The organism is Pseudomonas monsensis, assembly GCF_014268495.2.
Lineage (GTDB): Bacteria > Pseudomonadota > Gammaproteobacteria > Pseudomonadales > Pseudomonadaceae > Aquipseudomonas > Aquipseudomonas monsensis.
Map to the genome: position 1 here is coordinate 5,696,162 of NZ_CP077087.1, position 16,229 is coordinate 5,712,390.

Consider the following 16,229-nt stretch of genomic DNA (forward strand, 5'->3'; position numbering starts at 1 on the left):
GCTCCTGACCTCATCGCTGGCAAGCCAGCTCCCACAGGGATGGATGGCGATCACGAAATCCTGCGGCCACTCCGGTTTCCCCGAGGACTTGCCGTGGATCAATATTCTCCGATTGAAACACAGACATTGTGGGAGCTGGCTTGCCAGCGATGGGGCCGGCAGATGCACCGCACATCTGTCATGAATGCCACTTGTCTGCGACATGATGTCGTTTCATATGCCATCCAAAACCCATTGAGTTAGAATGCCCCCCTTTTCTGCCCCCGATCCTTGAGGACCGCCATGTTCAGCCGTGATTTGACTATTGCCAAGTACGACGCCGATCTCTTTGCCGCCATGGAGCAAGAAGCTCAGCGCCAGGAAGAGCACATTGAGCTGATCGCTTCGGAAAACTACACCAGCCCTGCGGTGATGGAAGCTCAAGGCTCGGTACTGACCAACAAGTACGCCGAAGGCTACCCGGGCAAGCGCTACTACGGTGGTTGCGAGTACGTCGACGTTGTTGAGCAGCTTGCAATTGATCGTGCAAAAGAGCTGTTCGGCGCCGATTACGCCAACGTTCAGCCGCACGCCGGTTCGCAAGCCAACGCCGCGGTCTACCTGGCCCTGCTGCAAGGTGGCGACACCATCCTGGGCATGAGCCTGGCCCATGGTGGTCACCTGACCCACGGCGCCAGCGTGTCGTCCTCCGGCAAGCTGTACAACGCGGTGCAGTACGGCATCGACGCCAACGGCCTGATCGACTACGACGAAGTCGAGCGTCTGGCCGTTGAGCACAAGCCGAAAATGATCGTGGCCGGTTTCTCTGCCTACTCGCAGATCCTCGACTTCCCGCGCTTCCGTGCAATCGCTGACAAAGTCGGTGCCTACCTGTTCGTCGACATGGCTCACGTAGCCGGTCTGGTCGCCGCTGGCGTCTACCCGAACCCGGTGCCTTTCGCTGACGTCGTGACCACCACCACCCACAAGACCCTGCGCGGTCCACGTGGCGGCCTGATCCTGGCGCGCGCCAACGCCGAGATCGAGAAAAAGCTGAACTCCGCAGTATTCCCGGGCGCCCAGGGTGGCCCGCTGGAGCACGTGATCGCCGCTAAAGCGATCTGCTTCAAGGAAGCGCTGCAGCCTGAGTTCAAGGCTTACCAGGAACAAGTGGTGAAGAACGCCCAGGCCATGGCCGAAGTGTTCATCGCGCGCGGTTTCGACGTAGTCTCCGGCGGTACCAAGAACCACCTGTTCCTGCTGTCGCTGATCAAGCAGGACATCTCCGGTAAAGACGCCGACGCCGCTCTGGGCAAAGCGTTCATCACCGTGAACAAGAACTCCGTGCCTAACGATCCACGCTCGCCATTCGTCACTTCCGGCCTGCGTTTCGGTACCCCGGCTGTGACCACTCGCGGCTTCAAGGAAGCAGAGTGCAAAGAGCTGGCTGGCTGGATCTGCGACATCCTGGCTGACCTGAACAACGAAGCGGTGATCGACGCCGTGCGTGAGAAAGTCAAAGCCATCTGCAAGAAACTGCCGGTGTACGGCGCTTAATTGCGACGTTAAACCCGCAGCATGAAAAAACCGGCCAGTGATGGCCGGTTTTTTTTCGCCTGCAAAAAATTTTCAAACCCGTGAATGGCTCAAGAACGCGGCATTGCCCCTGACTGGTCAGACCGGTCATGCCAATTCGTCATTTTTCACTTGCGATCCCGCCAAAACCAATCCTAGACTGCGCCTGCACTGGACATACCGGTAAGACCACAATAATTAAGTCCTCAATCTGATGCGCCCCGCGCACGGCAGCCAGGACACCGACCAGGATTCCTCCCATGCTCAGATGGTGCTCGCGTTCAATCTTCCTCCAAGTGGTTCTCGGACTGGTGCTTGGCATCGTCTGCGGGCTGACCCTTCCCGAATACTCTGCTCAACTCAAACCGCTCGGCGACGGCTTCATCAAACTGATCAAGATGCTCATCGGCCTGATCGTGTTCTGCGTGGTGGTCAGCGGCATCAGCGGCGCGGGTGATCTGAAAAAGGTCGGGCGCATCGGCCTCAAATCGGTGATCTACTTCGAAGTGCTGACCACCCTCGCGTTGGTGATCGGCCTGGTATTCGCCTTCAGCACCGGCATTGGCAGCGGCGCGAATATCCATCTTGAACAATTGTCTGCCGCCGACATGGGCGACATCGCCGAACGCGGTCAACACATACACACCACCACGCAGTTCCTGATGGATTTGATTCCGACCTCGGTGCTCGGCGCCTTCGCCGACAACAACATCCTGCAAGTGCTGCTGTTCTCGGTGTTGTTCGGCAGTGCCTTGAATCTGGTCGGTGAAGCAGCATCCGGGATCTCGCGGTTGATCAACGAACTGAGCCATGTGATTTTCCGGATCATGGGCATGATCGTGCGTCTGGCGCCAATCGGGGTGTTCGGCGCCATTGCTTTCACCACCAGCAAATACGGTCTCGATTCGCTGCAACACCTGGGCAGCCTGGTCGGCCTGTTCTACCTGACCTGCATGGCGTTCGTCAGCGTGATTCTGGGTCTGGTGATGCGTGCGTCCGGCCTGCGTCTGTGGCCGTTGCTCAAATACCTGCGCGAAGAATTGCTGATTGTCATGGGCACCGCCTCCTCCGACGCCGTGCTGCCACAAATCATGCGCAAACTTGAACATCTCGGCATTGGCAGCTCGACGGTCGGCCTGGTGATCCCCACTGGCTACTCGTTCAACCTCGACGGTTTTTCGATCTACCTGACCCTGGCGATTGTGTTTATCGCCAACGCCACCGGCACACCACTGGCCATGACCGACTTGCTGACCATTCTGCTGGTGTCGCTGATCACCTCCAAAGGCGCCCACGGCATTCCCGGCTCGGCACTGGTGATTCTGGCGGCCACGCTGACGGCGATTCCGGCAATCCCGGTGGTCGGTCTGGTGCTGGTCCTGGCCGTGGACTGGTTCATGGGCATCGGCCGCGCACTGACCAACCTGATCGGCAACTGTGTCGCCACCGTGGCCATCGCCCGTTGGGAAAAGGACATCGACGTGCAACGCGCAAACAAAGTACTCAGCGGTCAGCAGGGCTACACCTTTCAACCGCGTAAAACAGCAACTCCGGCGCACCAGCAAGAGTTCTGATTTAACTCCTGCAGGAGCTGCCGCAGGCTGCGATCTTTTGATCTTCGTTTGCCGGCTCCTGACGGGCACATGGAGCAAGACAAGTGATTACCACATCAACCGTCGTCAACTCAGTCGTAGAAAAACTGCGCAGCGCCCTCGCCCGTGGCCAGTGGCGCTCCGGCGAGATGCTGCCGGGCCAGCGCGAACTGGCCGAGCAACTGGGCATCAGCCGCCCAAGCCTGCGCGAAGCGGTCATCGTCCTGGAAACCCTCGGCCTTGTACGCTCGATGCCGGGCAAAGGCGTGGTCGTGCTCGATGCGCAAATGAGCGACAGCCAGAATCACGACAGCGCAGTCGCCGGCGCCAGCCTCGAAGACGTGCTGCAACTGCGCTACACCCTGGAACCGTTCATCGTCGGTCTGGTGGCGCAGTCGATCAGCAGCAAGGAAGTCGGGCAACTGCGCCTGACCTTGATGGACATGCGCGAAGCGCTGGAAGCGGGCGACAGCGAAGCCGGAGTCAGCGCCTACATCGCCTTTCACGAAGAATTGTTCACCCTGACCTCCAACCCGATCTTCCAGAGCGTGGTGCAACAGACCAGCAACGCCCTCAAGCAAAGCGCCGAAGTGTTGCGCAATTCGCCCGAACACTTGGCCGAACGCCTGGAAGAAAACGAGGCGGTGGTACGCGCCATCCGCAGCAAGAACAGCGCCCAGGCCAGCGCCGAAATGCGTCGGCACATTCTGCGTGAGGGCCAGCGGATGGGTATCGAACTGAATATTCCGGATGACCACTTGAGTCGCTGACCCCAACTGGAGACAGGCCATGAACAGTTTTGCCGCAGCGTCGCCCACTCGCCAGCCCCCGACGCCCCTGCCCTTCTCCCGCCCGCGCGCACCGGCGGCGGATCTGTATCCGCGACTGTTCGATGCGATTCTCGAGCGGCGCATCCATTCGGCCAGCCGTTTTACCGAAGACAGCCTGAAAGACATGTTCGGCGCCAGCCGTGCAGACGTGCGCCGGGTACTGACCCAACTGTCACATGAGCACATCATTGTGCTGCGGGCCAATCACCGGCCACGGGTGGCGGAACCGGATCCGGAGCAGACACGGCAAGCTCTGCAGGCGCGGCGCCTGACCGAAAGCACGCTGGTGTATCTGGCCTGTCAGCGCCCGCAGGCAGACGCTTTGAAGCGCGTGCGCACGCTGATCGAGCGCGAGCGCCTGGCCATCGAACAGGATCGGCGGGGGGCGGCGATTCGCTTATCCGGAGAGTTTCATCTGCAGTTGGCGCAAATGGCGGGGAATGCCCCGCTGGCGCATTTTCTCGGCAGCCTGGTGCCGCTGACGTCACTGGCGATTGCGCGAAGTAAGTGCCAGACGCACAGCTGTTGCGCGTGGCAGGAGCATCTGGCGTTGATCGAGGCGGTGGAGCAAGGCGATGCTTCCACGGCCGGGATGCTGATGAATCGACATCTGGATCATCTTGAGCAGACGCTGCTGGGGCCAACCGTCAAGCGTTGTGTTGTCGGTTAAATCGCCTTCGCGAGCAAGCTCGCTCCCACAGTTGACCGCATTTCTCTGGACAGAATACGGTCTCCTGTGGGAGCGAGCTTGCTCGCGAAGAGGCCATCACTGACAACCAAGATCCATCAGGCAGAAGCCACTTTGGCAAACCCCGCCCGAATCTTCTCTTCCGGCAAATCATCGGCAATAAACACAATTACGCTTTCCCGCGCCTCACCCTCGGCCCATTCGGTATCCCAGTCGAAACCATAGAGCTTCAGCACGCCCTGAAACACCAGGCGCCGATCCTCACCAGCGATGTTCAGTACGCCTTTGTAGCGCAGCAATTGCTTGCCGTGGTCTTCCAGCAGCTCATTCATGAACTCGCTGAGCTGATCGATATCCAGCGGTTGCTCAGTGCGCAGCACCAGGCTGGAGATACGGTCGATGGAGGGCGCCTTGCTGACCGGACGCAGACTCACCCCGCCGCCGAGATCAGCGTTGAGGTTGAAGCCGCGCACATCCAGCAGTTCAGCCAGATTGATCTTGCCATGTTCGACCACGCGGATCGGCGCACGACGGTTGATTCGCGTCAGGCGTTCGCTCAGCGCGGTGAACGTCGCCTCGTCCACCAGATCGGTCTTGCTCACCAGCAAGCGGTCGGCGAAACCGATCTGTGCCTGGGCGATGGTCTGGGTCAGGTGCAGATCGGCGTGGGCGGCATCCACCAGGGTGATGATGCCGTCAAGCAGGTAGCGCTCGCGCAGTTCTTCCTCAATGAAGAAGGTTTGCGCCACCGGGGCCGGGTCGGCCAGGCCAGTGCACTCGATCACCAGACGGTCGAAGGCGATTTCGCCGCTGTCCAGGCGTTCGAGCAGAAGGTACAGGGCCTTGGTCAGGTCAGTGTGAATGGTGCAGCAGACGCAGCCGTTGGCCAGGGTCATGACTTGCACCGGCTCATCACCCAGCAACTGAGTGTCGATGCCGGCGTCGCTGAATTCGTTTTCGATCACGGCGATTTTCAGGCCGTGCTCGGCTTTGAGCAGGTGCCGCAGCAAGGTGGTCTTGCCGGCGCCGAGAAAACCGCTGAGTACCGTGACCGGAATGGGAGAGGACAAAACTCGATCTCCTTCAAATGAATGAACAACACAAAAACAAATGTGGGAGCGAGCTTGCTCGCGAAAGCGGTGTGCCAGTCAAATTATTCATCAACTGACACTCCGTATTCGCGAGCAGGCTCGCTCCCACAGGGATTACCTCAACCTTGCGCTGTCAGCTCAACAGCACTTCGGCCCACCCTTGCCACCGTAACGGGCTTCCTGACGTTCGCGAAAGAACATCTCGTAGCTCATCACCGGTTTGTCCGGGTGCTTGGTTTGCATATGCTCGACGTAGGTGTCGTAGTCGGGCATGCCGACCATCAGGCGCGCGGCCTGACCGAGGTATTTACCGAGGCGACTCAGGTCATTGAACATGGTGCAATCCTCTGGTTACGCATCCGGCAGAGCCTGGAATGGCGATTCTTTATCCGTACGCTCTTTTTTGCCCCAGGCGGCGATGCCGACCTTGAGCGCGTAGAACAGGATGCTGAAGACCACGAACAGGAACAGCGCGGTAAGCGTTGCGTTGGTGTAAGCGTTGAAGATCACGTGCTGCATTTGCTCAACGCTTTTTGCCGGTGCCAGCACCTGACCATTGGCCAGCGCATCGCTGTATTTCTTGGCCAGCGACAGGAAGCCGATCGCCGGGTTGGCGTCGAACAACTTGATGAAGCCCGCCGTGGTGGTGCAGATCAGCAGCCAGGTGGCTGGCAGCAGAGTGACCCAAATGTAGCGCTGGCGCTTCATTTTGATCAGGACCACGGTGCCGAGCATCAGCGCGATACCGGCCAGCATCTGGTTGGAGATACCGAACAGTGGCCACAAGGTGTTGATGCCGCCCAATGGGTCGATCACACCTTGATACAGCAACCAGCCCCACATCGCCACACAACCGGCGGTGGCAATCAGGTTGGCGGTCCACGATTCGGTACGTCTGAGCGCCGGCACAAAGGAGCCGAGCAGGTCCTGCAGCATGAAGCGCCCGGCACGGGTGCCGGCGTCCACAGCAGTCAGGATGAACAGCGCTTCAAACAGGATCGCGAAGTGGTACCAGAACGCCATGGTGTTCTCACCCGGCAGGACACTGTGCAGGATCTGCGCGATACCGACCGCCAGGGTCGGCGCACCACCGGCACGGGCCAGAATGGTGGTCTCGCCGATGTCGTGAGCCACGGCTTGCAGCGCTTCCGGCGTGATCGCGAAGCCCCAGCTCGTGACCATTTGCGCCACTGACGCGGCATCACTGCCGACCACGGCGGCCGGGCTGTTCATGGCGAAGTACACGCCTGGCTCGATCACCGAAGCGGCAACCATGGCCATGATCGCCACGAACGACTCCATCAGCATGCCGCCGTAACCGATGTAACGGGCGTTGGTTTCGTTATCCAAAAGCTTCGGCGTGGTGCCCGAAGAAATCAGTGCATGGAAACCGGACACCGCACCGCAAGCGATGGTGATGAACAGGAACGGGAACAGACCGCCCTTCCACACCGGGCCGGTGCCGTCGACGAACTGGGTCAGTGCCGGCATTTTCAGCTCGGGCATGGTCACCAGAATGCCGATCGCCAAGGCGACGATGGTACCGATCTTGAGGAAAGTCGACAGATAGTCACGCGGCGCCAGAATCAGCCACACCGGTAGCGATGCAGCCACAAAGCCGTAACCGACCAGCATCCAGGTAATCTGCACGCCAGTGAAGGTGAACGCCTTGGCCCACACCGGATCAGCGGCAATCTGCCCACCGAGCCAGATCGACCCGAGCAGCAGCAATACGCCGACCACGGAGATCTCGCCGATGCGGCCCGGGCGGATGTAGCGCATGTAAATGCCCATGAACATCGCGATCGGGATGGTCGCCATCACGGTGAAGATGCCCCACGGGCTCTCGGCCAGCGCCTTGACCACGATCAGCGCCAGCACCGCGAGGATGATGATCATGATCAGGAAGCAGCCGAACAGGGCAATGGTGCCGGGGATACGGCCCATTTCCTCACGCACCATGTCACCCAGGGAACGGCCGTTGCGCCGGGTCGACATGAACAGGACCATGAAGTCCTGCACGGCGCCCGCCAGCACCACCCCGGCAATCAGCCACAGCGTGCCGGGCAGATACCCCATCTGCGCCGCCAGCACTGGGCCAACCAGAGGCCCTGCGCCAGCAATCGCTGCGAAGTGGTGACCGAAAAGAATGTGTTTGTTGGTCGGCACATAGTCCAGACCGTCGTTGTTGAGCACGGCGGGGGTGGCCCGACGCGGGTCGAGTTGCATCACGTTGTTGGCGATGAACAGACTGTAGTAACGGTACGCGACCAGATAAATGGCCACGGCAGCGACCACGATCCACAAGGCGTTGATCGCCTCTCCTCGGCGTAATGCCACTACGCCCAGGGCGCACGCTCCTACGATTGCCAGCACTAGCCAGGGTAAGTGGCGCAGCAGGCTATTATTATTTTTCATTTTATTATTCCAGCCAGGGTGGACAAGAAAGACAGCCACCCCGAGTTTAGCGCTACTGGCGCCAAAGGCCATACCCCGACATTGGTCTAGACGCTTGGTTGATTGGCAGGCACCCATTGGTCGGGTCTATAGTCAGCGAACTCTTCCGAGGATTGCGTCATGAGCGAACACCCAGCCAATCGCCGTCGCTTCAAACGTATTGCGTTCGATGCCAGAACCGAGCTGAGTCAGGGCCAATTCATCTGGCCGGTCAAGCTGATCGACCTGTCACTCAAAGGGCTGCTGATCGAGCGGCCCGAGCCGTGGCTGGGGAATGCGGAGCAGGATTTTTTCGTCGACATCCATCTGAGCGATGACGTCGATATCCAGATGGATGTGCATCTGGCCCATGAAGATCAGGGTCAGTTGGGTTTTGTCTGCCGGCATATCGGCCTGGAATCGATCCAGCGCTTGCGGCGGCTGATCGAGCTGAACCTGGCTGACGAAGCCGAACTGGAGCGCGAACTGGGCGCCCTGATCGAAATCTAGAATCCACAATTGAATCCTGTAGGCGCTGGCTGGCCAGCTCCTACAGGTTATGCGGTGGGTTCAAGTTATTCGAAGAGCGCGTCGAGGGCCTGTTCGAGGCGGGTCACGGCGATGATCTGCAAACCCGGCGGGGATTCCTTCGGCGCATTGCCCTTCGGCACGATCGCCCGCTTGAAGCCATGCTTGGCAGCTTCTTTCAAGCGCTCCTGCCCGCTCGGCACCGGACGCACTTCGCCCGACAGGCCCACTTCGCCAAACACCAGCAGATCGTGGGGCAGCGGCCGGTTGCGCAGGCTCGACATCACCGCCGCCATCAACGCCAGGTCGGACGCTGTTTCCAGCACCTTGACCCCACCGACCACGTTGAGGAACACGTCCTGATCGTGGGTCGGAATGCCGCCGTGGCGGTGCAGCACCGCGAGCAACATCGCCAGGCGGTTCTGATCCAGCCCCAGCGTCACCCGACGCGGGTTGGCCAGATGGCTGTCATCGACCAGCGCCTGCACTTCCACCAGCATCGGCCGGGTGCCTTCCCACGTCGCCATTACCACACTGCCCGGGACTTCTTCCTGGGCGCGGGTGAGGAAAATCGCCGATGGGTTGGAAACCTCTTTAAGGCCCTTGTCGGTCATGCCGAACACGCCCAGTTCATTGACCGCACCGAAACGGTTCTTCACCGCGCGCAGCAAGCGCAACCGGCCATCGGATTCGCCCTCGAAATACAGCACGGTGTCGACCATGTGCTCAAGCACCCGGGGGCCGGCGAGTGCGCCTTCCTTGGTGACGTGGCCAACGAGGAAAATCGCGGTGCCGCTTTGCTTGGCGTAGCGCACCAGCAACGCCGCACTCTCACGCACTTGCGAAACGCCGCCGGGCGCCGATTGCAATTGCTCGGTGAAGATCGTCTGGATCGAGTCGATCACCATCACCTTGGGTTTTTCCTGACGGGCCGTGGCGATGATGGTTTCGATGCAGGTTTCGGTCATCACCCGCAGTTGATCCTGAGGCAACCCGAGACGGCGGGCACGCATGGCCACTTGTTGCTGGGACTCTTCGCCGGTGACGTACAGCGCCGGCATGCTCTTGGCGAGATTGCACAGGGTTTGCAACAGAATCGTCGACTTGCCGATACCGGGATCACCACCGATCAGCACCACGGAACCGTCGACCAGACCGCCACCCAGCACGCGATCCAGTTCACCGGAGGCGGTGGAAAAACGCGGAATCTCTTCGATGCTGACTTCGGCCAGGGTCTTGATCTGCGCCTGTTGTCCAGCCCAGCCGGTGCGCCCGGTCGGCGCTGTCGCTCCGCCGCTTTCGATCATGGTTTCGGTCAGGGTGTTCCAGGCACCGCATTCACCGCACTGCCCGGCCCATTTGGGAAATGTTGCGCCGCATTCGGTGCAGCCATACATGCGCTTGGCCTTGGCCATCTGAACCCCCGGAGCAAAACCGCGATGATAACGCAGACGCCGCAGCTCAGCGCGGCGCGGCAATACGGATCTCGCCACTGGCCAGACGCGCGGCGCTGTTGCCCAGCGGGTCTTCGGCATTGAGGTCGGCCCCTTTGGCCTTGAGCGCGTCGAGCAATTCGACGCGCTTGAACAGCCCGGCGTACATCGCCGCAGTCTGTCCGGCGCCATTGCGCTGGTCGGCATTGCAATCGGTGGCCATCAATCGCCGGGCGATCTGGATCTCGCCCTTGAAAATTGCGCCCATCAGCGCCGTGTTGCCACGCAGGTCCTGCGCGCAGGCATCAGCGCCCGCCGCCAGCAAGCGGTCTACTGCCGCGCCCTGGCCGTGATACGCCGCCAGAATCAACGCGGTGTAGCCCTTGCTGTCGCGGGTATCAAGGGAATAGCCGGACTCGATGAAGGTGTCGAGCATCGGCACGTCACCGCGGCGGGCGGCATCAAAATAGTAGTCCTGCAGTTGTGCCTTGATCGCCTCGGGGCTCTGTTCGGCCTGCACTGCGAAGGACAGGCATCCGAGCAACAGTAAAAGATAAGGACGCATAAACGCTCTCCTTGGGTAGAACGGGGCCTGAATCAGGCCCCGCATTGCATGGCGTCGGGATCAGTCGACCAGTTTCGCCGCCAGTGCCTTGACCCGGCCCAGGTCACCCTTGGCCACTTTGGTCACGCCGGTGCCGTATTCCGGATCGGCCTTATAAAGGAAGGACAGAATGATGTGCTTGCTCTCGTCGTCGGTGGTGGCCAGGGAGCCGCCGAAATTGTCGATCAGGTCCTGACGCTCCTGCTTGTTGAAGGAACGGTACAGATCGCCGGCCTGCTTGAAGTTCTGCTCGCGCTGGATCTTCGCCTGCTGGGTGCTGCCCGACAGTGCCAACTGGCTGTAACGGGCGTCTCGCGGCTCTTCGCGCGGCTGCAGACGGCTCGGCTGGTAATTCACGCCAGACTGCGTTGCGCCGAAGTTCATCGCACCATCCTGATTGCCGTTATTGACCGCAACTTTAGGGGCGTTGATCGGCAGTTGCAGCGCATTGGCACCCAGGCGATACATCTGAGTATCGGCATAAGAGAATACGCGACCTTGCAATAAGCGATCTTCCGAAGGTTCGATTCCCGGCACAACATTGGCCGGTGCCATCGCTACTTGTTCAGTTTCCTGAAACACATTAGCCGGATTACGGTTCAACACCATTTGTCCAACTTTTCGTTCTGCAATACCCGGCCAGATCTTGGTTGCATCCAGCGGGTCAAAATCAAACTTGGACAAATCTTGTGGTTTCAGCACTTGAATGTACAAGTCCCATTTAGGGAAGTTACCTTTATTAATGTTAGTTACAAGATCGTTGGTCATATGACTGTAATCCTGACCCTGAACTTTGCTGACTTCTTTCGGCGTGAGGTTATTGATCCCCTGCAAACTCTTCCAGTGGAACTTGACGTAATGCACTTCGCCTTTGGTATTGATCAACTTGTAGGCATGTACACCGTTACCGTCCATCTCGCGATAACTGGCCGGCGTTCCCGAATTTGAATACAGCTCGGTCAGGGTGCGCGTCGCTTCCGGTACATGGGAGAAGAAGTCGAAACGACGCGAGTCGTCATCCAGATTGGTGCGCGGATCGGGCTTGAACGCATGCACCATGTCCGGGAATTTGATCGCATCGCGAATGAAGAACGTCGGAAAATTGTTGCCGACCAGATCCCAGTTACCATCGGCGGTATAGAACTTGGTGGCGAAACCGCGCGGATCACGCAGGGTTTCGGGGGAGTGGTTGCCGTGCACCACGGCGGAAAAACGCACGAACACCGGGGTGCTCTGGCCGGCGGCGAACACCTTGGCCTTGCTCAGGTCGCTCAGATCATTGGTCACCGTGAAGGTGCCATGGGCGCCGGTACCGCGGGCATGCACCACGCGCTCGGGGATTCGCTCGCGGTCGAACCGCTGCAGCTTCTGGATCAATTGCACATCCTGCAGCAGCACCGGGCCATTGGCTCCGGCGGTTTGCGAGTTCTGGTTGTCGCCCACCGCCGCACCGTTGTCCCGGGTCAGGGGCGCGGCGTGTACGGAGAAGGTCAACAGGCTGGCGGTGAGTACGCCAAGAGTACGGCGATGGGGAAATGCCCCTAAGCCAAGCGTGGGATTCATATCAGGTTCCTCTGGTTTTTTGGGCGCATCCAGGTGCGCCAATCAGAGGCTAGAGGGCAAAACCGGCAAACATAAATAGAAAGTTCGTAACTCGATGATTGAGAAATTTAGCTTCCCGATCAGCGAGTTACGGCGTATTTCGCGCGCGATTAGTGGCACTTTGCAAACTATTCGTCGATTAATGTGTCGATAAAAACGGGCATTGTAAGAAGGTGTTTCGCGCAGGACGCGTTTTGCTGATTTACACTGCGTACACCAAACTCATCTGTAACAAGGAAATAACCTATGGGCGTGCTAAGTGAGTTCAAGGCCTTCGCGGTCAAAGGCAATGTGGTCGACATGGCCGTCGGTATCATCATCGGTGCAGCCTTCGGCAAGATTGTTTCGTCGTTTGTCGGTGACGTGATCATGCCGCCGATCGGCCTGTTGATCGGCGGGGTGGACTTCAGCGATCTCGCCATAACGCTCAAGGCCGCCGAGGGCAGCGCCCCTGCGGTCGTGATGGCCTACGGCAAATTCATCCAGAGCATTCTCGACTTCATGATCGTCGCGTTCGCGATTTTCATGGGTGTCAAAGCCATCAATCGCCTCAAGCGCGAAGAGGCCGTGGCCCCGACGCTGCCACCGGTTCCGACCAAGGAAGAGGAATTGCTCGGCGAGATCCGCGATCTGCTCAAGGCCCAGAACAACCGGCCCTGAACCCTGCACGACAAACAGACGGCGCCTTCGGGCGCCGTTTGTTTACCAGTAGTTTTCCACCGCCACCTGGCCCGGCCGGCGGCTCAGGGCAAGACTCATGTTGCGCTTTTTCAACAGCGCGCGCGTGTCGTCGATCATTTGCGGATTGCCGCACAGCATAACCCGCGAATGCTCGGGCGAGATTTCCACGCCGGCTGCACGCTCCAGCTCACCGTTTTCGATCAGCGTGGTGATGCGTCCGCTCAACGCACCCGGGTGCGCTTCACGGGTCACCGTCGGGATGAACTGCAACTTGTGCGCGTACTCGCTGAGGTAATCGCGCTGCGCCAGTTCGGCCAGCAATGGCTGGTAGGCCAGTTCCCGTGCCTCGCGCACGCTGTACACCAGAATAATGCGCTCGAATTTCTCCCAGACCTCGAAGTCCTGCAGGATCGACAGAAACGGCGCCACGCCTGTGCCAGTGGCCAACAGCCACAAATCCCGCCCGTCGCTGAAACGATCCAGGGTCAGATAACCGAATGCCTGACGGTCGACCAGCAACGTGTCCCCCACCTGCAAGCGGCTCAGTTCGCTGGTGAACTCGCCACCCGGGACCACAATGGAAAAGAACTCGAGAAACTCGTCGAACGGTGACGACACCATCGAATAAGCACGCCAGACGATGCTGCCGTCAGCCTTGTTCACCCCCAGCCTGGCGAACTGCCCCGCCCGAAAGCGAAAGCCTGCATCGCGGCTGGTACGCAAGGTGAACAGGCTTGGGGTCAAGGGCCGTACATCAAGCAGGGTCTGTTTGGTGTATTTCTCTGCAGTGGCGGTCATGGGGCGCTCCATTGAACGATTGCCGCCAGTGTCCCGCAAAACCGCCGGTCTAAACACCGATGATTGCTAATGGTATTCGCCAGTGCACCCACATTAGAAATAATTAAAATTATTTGGACGGTTCGCAGCGGAGCGATAACGACACCCTTAAGATGACGATTTAAATATCAGAACTCATCCGTCGCTAAGAACGCTTAATGAATACTTTTTCACTTTCAAGACCAAAATAATTTATTACCTGCCGTAAGAAACGTCCTACACTCCGGAGCGTGCCGGATTTTTGGATCCATTCGCACCCCCGCTACAATCATGGAGAACTTGTAATGGAAACGTGGAAGGAGTCGCAGTTAAAGCAACTGACTTTCGCAAAGGAAATAGATACGGCCTATCCCATCTTGCTGAGATTCGCCGAAAACCTCGGGTTTAACTTCTGTGCAGTTTCAGTTACTTCGCCCCAACGGGAAATGCATCTTAATCCTTTGCAAATCAACAACTACCCTCAAGAATGGAACCTGCAATATGAATTGAACGAATACAAGAAAATCGACCCGGTAATAGCACACTGCAATCATTCAATGATGCCCATCGTCTGGGATAAAGCGGTATATAAAGACACCCCGGAGTTGTGGGGTGCGCTGCAGCAATATGGCCTGCAACATGGTTGGTCTCAAGCGTTTCACCACGAGGAGAGTGGCTTGTGCAGCATACTCAGCCTGGCCCGAAAGCATTGCCCGATCAGCCCGCTCGAGCTGTATGAGCATTTTGGCTACATGTTCTATGCCACCAGCCACCTGAGTGAGTTGTTCGCTCGGACACTCCCCACACGGCCCGCCAAACCTAGCCAACCGCGCCTGTCCCCACGGGAACTGGAGGTTCTGCAATTATCCGCCGGTGGCAAAACGGCCTATGAGATTTCGAAAATCCTCAGCCTGAGCGAGCGCACGGTGAACTATCACGTGCAAAACGTGATCGAGAAACTCCATGTCTGCAACAAAATTTCTGCCGTCATAGCGGCCGCCAGAGCCGGCATCATCTAGACCCGACGCCTTGCACCAAAATTAAAACCTGCGAGTATTTCCAGAGAAAAAAACGTACCATTTGTGACCTTTCCGAGTGATAAGGCGAGCTGTTCGCACTGCAGTTCACTCGGTCGGTTCCGCCGCACGGTACAGGCAGCGGGACATCCCCCGATTACCCTGAGTCCCCGCCCCATGCCTTTGCTCGATACGCCTTTCGCCCAAGTCGACCTGATCCGCCAGCCCGAACAGCAGAACGAACCGCTGCAAGCCTTCGATGCCGCCGACGAATACCTGCTCAATCATCTGGCTGCGCAGCAGCCGACGGCCGACACCCGGGTACTGGTGCTCAATGACAGTTTCGGTGCGCTGGCGGCCAGCCTGCTGGGCAACGTCGATGTGGTCAGCAGCGGCGATTCGTTTCTGGGCTTTCAGGGACTGGAGAAGAATCTGCTGCGCAATGGCCAGGCGTTCGACGCCATTCGCGGCATCCCGGCGAGTGAACCGCTGGTCGGGCCGTTTGATCGCGTGCTGATCCGCGTACCGAAAACCCTGGCACTGCTCGAAGAACAATTGATCCGCCTGCAAGGACAACTGGCGCCGGGTGCGCAGGTTATTGCTGCGGCGATGGTCAAGCACTTGCCACGCGCCGCTGGCGATCTGCTGGAACGCTACATCGGTCCGGTGCAAGCCTCACTGGCAGTGAAAAAGGCTCGCCTGCTGATCGCGACGCCAGAAGCGAAAGTCCCGGCGAGCTCGCCCTACCCGTCGCGCTACCGCCTCGAGGAACCGGCGATCGAATTGCTCAACCACGCCAACGTATTCTGCCGCGAAGGTCTCGACATCGGCACCCGCGCCTTCCTACCGCATCTGCCCAAGAACCTCGGCAGCGCGCAAGTCGCCGACCTGGGCTGCGGTAACGGTGTGCTGGCAATTGCCAGCGCCCTGCAAAACCCCGAGGCACATTACACGTTGGTCGATGAATCGTTCATGGCAGTGCAATCAGCCGCGGAAAACTGGCATGCGGCCCTCGGCGATCGCGACGTGACCGTCCGGGCCGGTGATGGCCTGGCCGGGCAAGCGGCGCAATCGCTGGACGTGGTGCTGTGCAACCCACCGTTCCATCAGCAGCAGGTGGTCGGCGATTTCCTCGCCTGGCGCATGTTCCAGCAGGCCCGCGAGGCGCTGGTGGTCGGCGGAGCGCTGTACATCGTCGGCAATCGTCACCTGGGTTATCACAGCAAACTGGCGCGGCTGTTCCGCGGCGTCGAGCAAGTCGCGGCTACGCCGAAATTCGTCATCCTCAAAGCACGCAAATAAACCCGAGGCAAAAAAAACCCTCCAGATGGAGGGTTTCAAATCCGTACCCGAAGGCG

The 16,229-nt window shown here is 59.2% G+C and carries 15 protein-coding genes; 8 read left to right on the forward strand and 7 right to left on the reverse strand.

The genetic code is table 11. The features are described from left to right. Window positions 1–282: 282 nt before the first annotated feature. The 4 genes from glyA to HV782_RS25175 all read left to right on the forward strand — a co-directional run bounded on the left by glyA (window position 283) and on the right by HV782_RS25175 (window position 4,646). Window positions 283–1,536, forward strand: coding sequence for a serine hydroxymethyltransferase (gene glyA / locus HV782_RS25160; RefSeq protein WP_123463984.1), 1,254 nt, complete (start codon window positions 283–285; stop codon window positions 1,534–1,536). A gap of 278 nt (window positions 1,537–1,814) precedes the next feature. Beyond that, window positions 1,815–3,128, forward strand: a complete 1,314-nt coding sequence (locus tag HV782_RS25165; protein ID WP_123463982.1) for a C4-dicarboxylate transporter DctA — start codon at window positions 1,815–1,817, stop codon at window positions 3,126–3,128. Window positions 3,129–3,211: 83 nt separating this feature from the next. Beyond that, the gene (locus HV782_RS25170; protein ID WP_123463980.1) at window positions 3,212–3,916 is read left to right on the forward strand and encodes a FadR/GntR family transcriptional regulator; all 705 of its coding nucleotides are present in this window, start codon (window positions 3,212–3,214) and stop codon (window positions 3,914–3,916) included. Window positions 3,917–3,935: 19 nt separating this feature from the next. Then, window positions 3,936–4,646: a GntR family transcriptional regulator gene (locus tag HV782_RS25175; protein ID WP_186748041.1), complete on the forward strand. Its 711-nt coding sequence runs from the start codon at window positions 3,936–3,938 to the stop codon at window positions 4,644–4,646. A gap of 116 nt (window positions 4,647–4,762) precedes the next feature. On the opposite strand, the gene yjiA is transcribed toward HV782_RS25175, so the two are convergent. From yjiA to HV782_RS25190, 3 genes are all read right to left on the reverse strand, one after another. Continuing rightward, a complete protein-coding gene (gene yjiA / locus HV782_RS25180) occupies window positions 4,763–5,734 on the reverse strand; it encodes a GTPase (RefSeq protein WP_186748040.1) in 972 nt (323 codons plus the stop codon). Window positions 5,735–5,893: 159 nt separating this feature from the next. After that, the gene (locus HV782_RS25185; RefSeq protein WP_003228401.1) at window positions 5,894–6,091 is read right to left on the reverse strand and encodes a YbdD/YjiX family protein; all 198 of its coding nucleotides are present in this window, start codon (window positions 6,089–6,091) and stop codon (window positions 5,894–5,896) included. 15 nt (window positions 6,092–6,106) lie between these two features. Further along, complete coding sequence (locus tag HV782_RS25190; protein ID WP_186748039.1) at window positions 6,107–8,173, reverse strand: carbon starvation CstA family protein; 2,067 nt, start codon at window positions 8,171–8,173, stop codon at window positions 6,107–6,109. 159 nt (window positions 8,174–8,332) lie between these two features. Here HV782_RS25190 and HV782_RS25195 point away from each other — a divergent pair, with 159 nt between their 5' ends. After that, a complete protein-coding gene (locus tag HV782_RS25195) occupies window positions 8,333–8,701 on the forward strand; it encodes a PilZ domain-containing protein (RefSeq protein WP_128614450.1) in 369 nt (122 codons plus the stop codon). A 65-nt stretch (window positions 8,702–8,766) separates the two neighbouring features. Here HV782_RS25195 and radA read toward each other — a convergent pair whose 3' ends face one another. The 3 genes from radA to katB are packed head-to-tail and all read right to left on the reverse strand — an operon-like array spanning window position 8,767 to window position 12,319. Continuing rightward, window positions 8,767–10,134, reverse strand: a complete 1,368-nt coding sequence (gene radA / locus HV782_RS25200; protein WP_007909773.1) for a DNA repair protein RadA — start codon at window positions 10,132–10,134, stop codon at window positions 8,767–8,769. 46 nt (window positions 10,135–10,180) lie between these two features. Continuing rightward, entirely contained in the window at window positions 10,181–10,717 is a 537-nt protein-coding gene (locus HV782_RS25205; RefSeq protein WP_186748038.1) for an ankyrin repeat domain-containing protein, read from the reverse strand. A gap of 60 nt (window positions 10,718–10,777) precedes the next feature. After that, window positions 10,778–12,319, reverse strand: a complete 1,542-nt coding sequence (gene katB / locus HV782_RS25210; RefSeq protein ID WP_186748037.1) for a catalase KatB — start codon at window positions 12,317–12,319, stop codon at window positions 10,778–10,780. A gap of 285 nt (window positions 12,320–12,604) precedes the next feature. Between katB and mscL the strand changes: the two genes are divergently transcribed. Further along, window positions 12,605–13,018 (forward strand): large-conductance mechanosensitive channel protein MscL, encoded by a 414-nt coding sequence (gene mscL, locus HV782_RS25215; protein ID WP_128614452.1) that lies wholly within the window; start codon window positions 12,605–12,607, stop codon window positions 13,016–13,018. 42 nt (window positions 13,019–13,060) lie between these two features. On the opposite strand, the gene HV782_RS25220 is transcribed toward mscL, so the two are convergent. Then, the gene (locus HV782_RS25220) at window positions 13,061–13,837 is read right to left on the reverse strand and encodes a ferredoxin--NADP reductase (RefSeq protein ID WP_186748036.1); all 777 of its coding nucleotides are present in this window, start codon (window positions 13,835–13,837) and stop codon (window positions 13,061–13,063) included. 323 nt (window positions 13,838–14,160) lie between these two features. Here HV782_RS25220 and HV782_RS25225 point away from each other — a divergent pair, with 323 nt between their 5' ends. Then, window positions 14,161–14,874, forward strand: a complete 714-nt coding sequence (locus HV782_RS25225; RefSeq protein WP_123463963.1) for an autoinducer binding domain-containing protein — start codon at window positions 14,161–14,163, stop codon at window positions 14,872–14,874. A gap of 174 nt (window positions 14,875–15,048) precedes the next feature. Then, window positions 15,049–16,173, forward strand: a complete 1,125-nt coding sequence (locus HV782_RS25230) for a methyltransferase (protein ID WP_186748035.1) — start codon at window positions 15,049–15,051, stop codon at window positions 16,171–16,173. The last annotated feature ends 56 nt before the right edge of the window (window positions 16,174–16,229 follow it).

Coding starts and splice junctions, on each gene's coding strand:
- HV782_RS25225 (WP_123463963.1), top strand. CDS start 14,161: ATGGAAACGTGGAAGGAGTCGCAGTTAAAGCAACTGACTTTCGCAAAG.
- HV782_RS25190 (WP_186748039.1), bottom strand. CDS start 8,173: ATGAAAAATAATAATAGCCTGCTGCGCCACTTACCCTGGCTAGTGCTG.
- glyA (WP_123463984.1), top strand. CDS start 283: ATGTTCAGCCGTGATTTGACTATTGCCAAGTACGACGCCGATCTCTTT.
- mscL (WP_128614452.1), top strand. CDS start 12,605: ATGGGCGTGCTAAGTGAGTTCAAGGCCTTCGCGGTCAAAGGCAATGTG.
- radA (WP_007909773.1), bottom strand. CDS start 10,134: ATGGCCAAGGCCAAGCGCATGTATGGCTGCACCGAATGCGGCGCAACA.
- HV782_RS25220 (WP_186748036.1), bottom strand. CDS start 13,837: ATGACCGCCACTGCAGAGAAATACACCAAACAGACCCTGCTTGATGTA.
- HV782_RS25205 (WP_186748038.1), bottom strand. CDS start 10,717: ATGCGTCCTTATCTTTTACTGTTGCTCGGATGCCTGTCCTTCGCAGTG.
- HV782_RS25165 (WP_123463982.1), top strand. CDS start 1,815: ATGCTCAGATGGTGCTCGCGTTCAATCTTCCTCCAAGTGGTTCTCGGA.
- HV782_RS25175 (WP_186748041.1), top strand. CDS start 3,936: ATGAACAGTTTTGCCGCAGCGTCGCCCACTCGCCAGCCCCCGACGCCC.
- katB (WP_186748037.1), bottom strand. CDS start 12,319: ATGAATCCCACGCTTGGCTTAGGGGCATTTCCCCATCGCCGTACTCTT.
- HV782_RS25195 (WP_128614450.1), top strand. CDS start 8,333: ATGAGCGAACACCCAGCCAATCGCCGTCGCTTCAAACGTATTGCGTTC.
- HV782_RS25185 (WP_003228401.1), bottom strand. CDS start 6,091: ATGTTCAATGACCTGAGTCGCCTCGGTAAATACCTCGGTCAGGCCGCG.
- HV782_RS25230 (WP_186748035.1), top strand. CDS start 15,049: ATGCCTTTGCTCGATACGCCTTTCGCCCAAGTCGACCTGATCCGCCAG.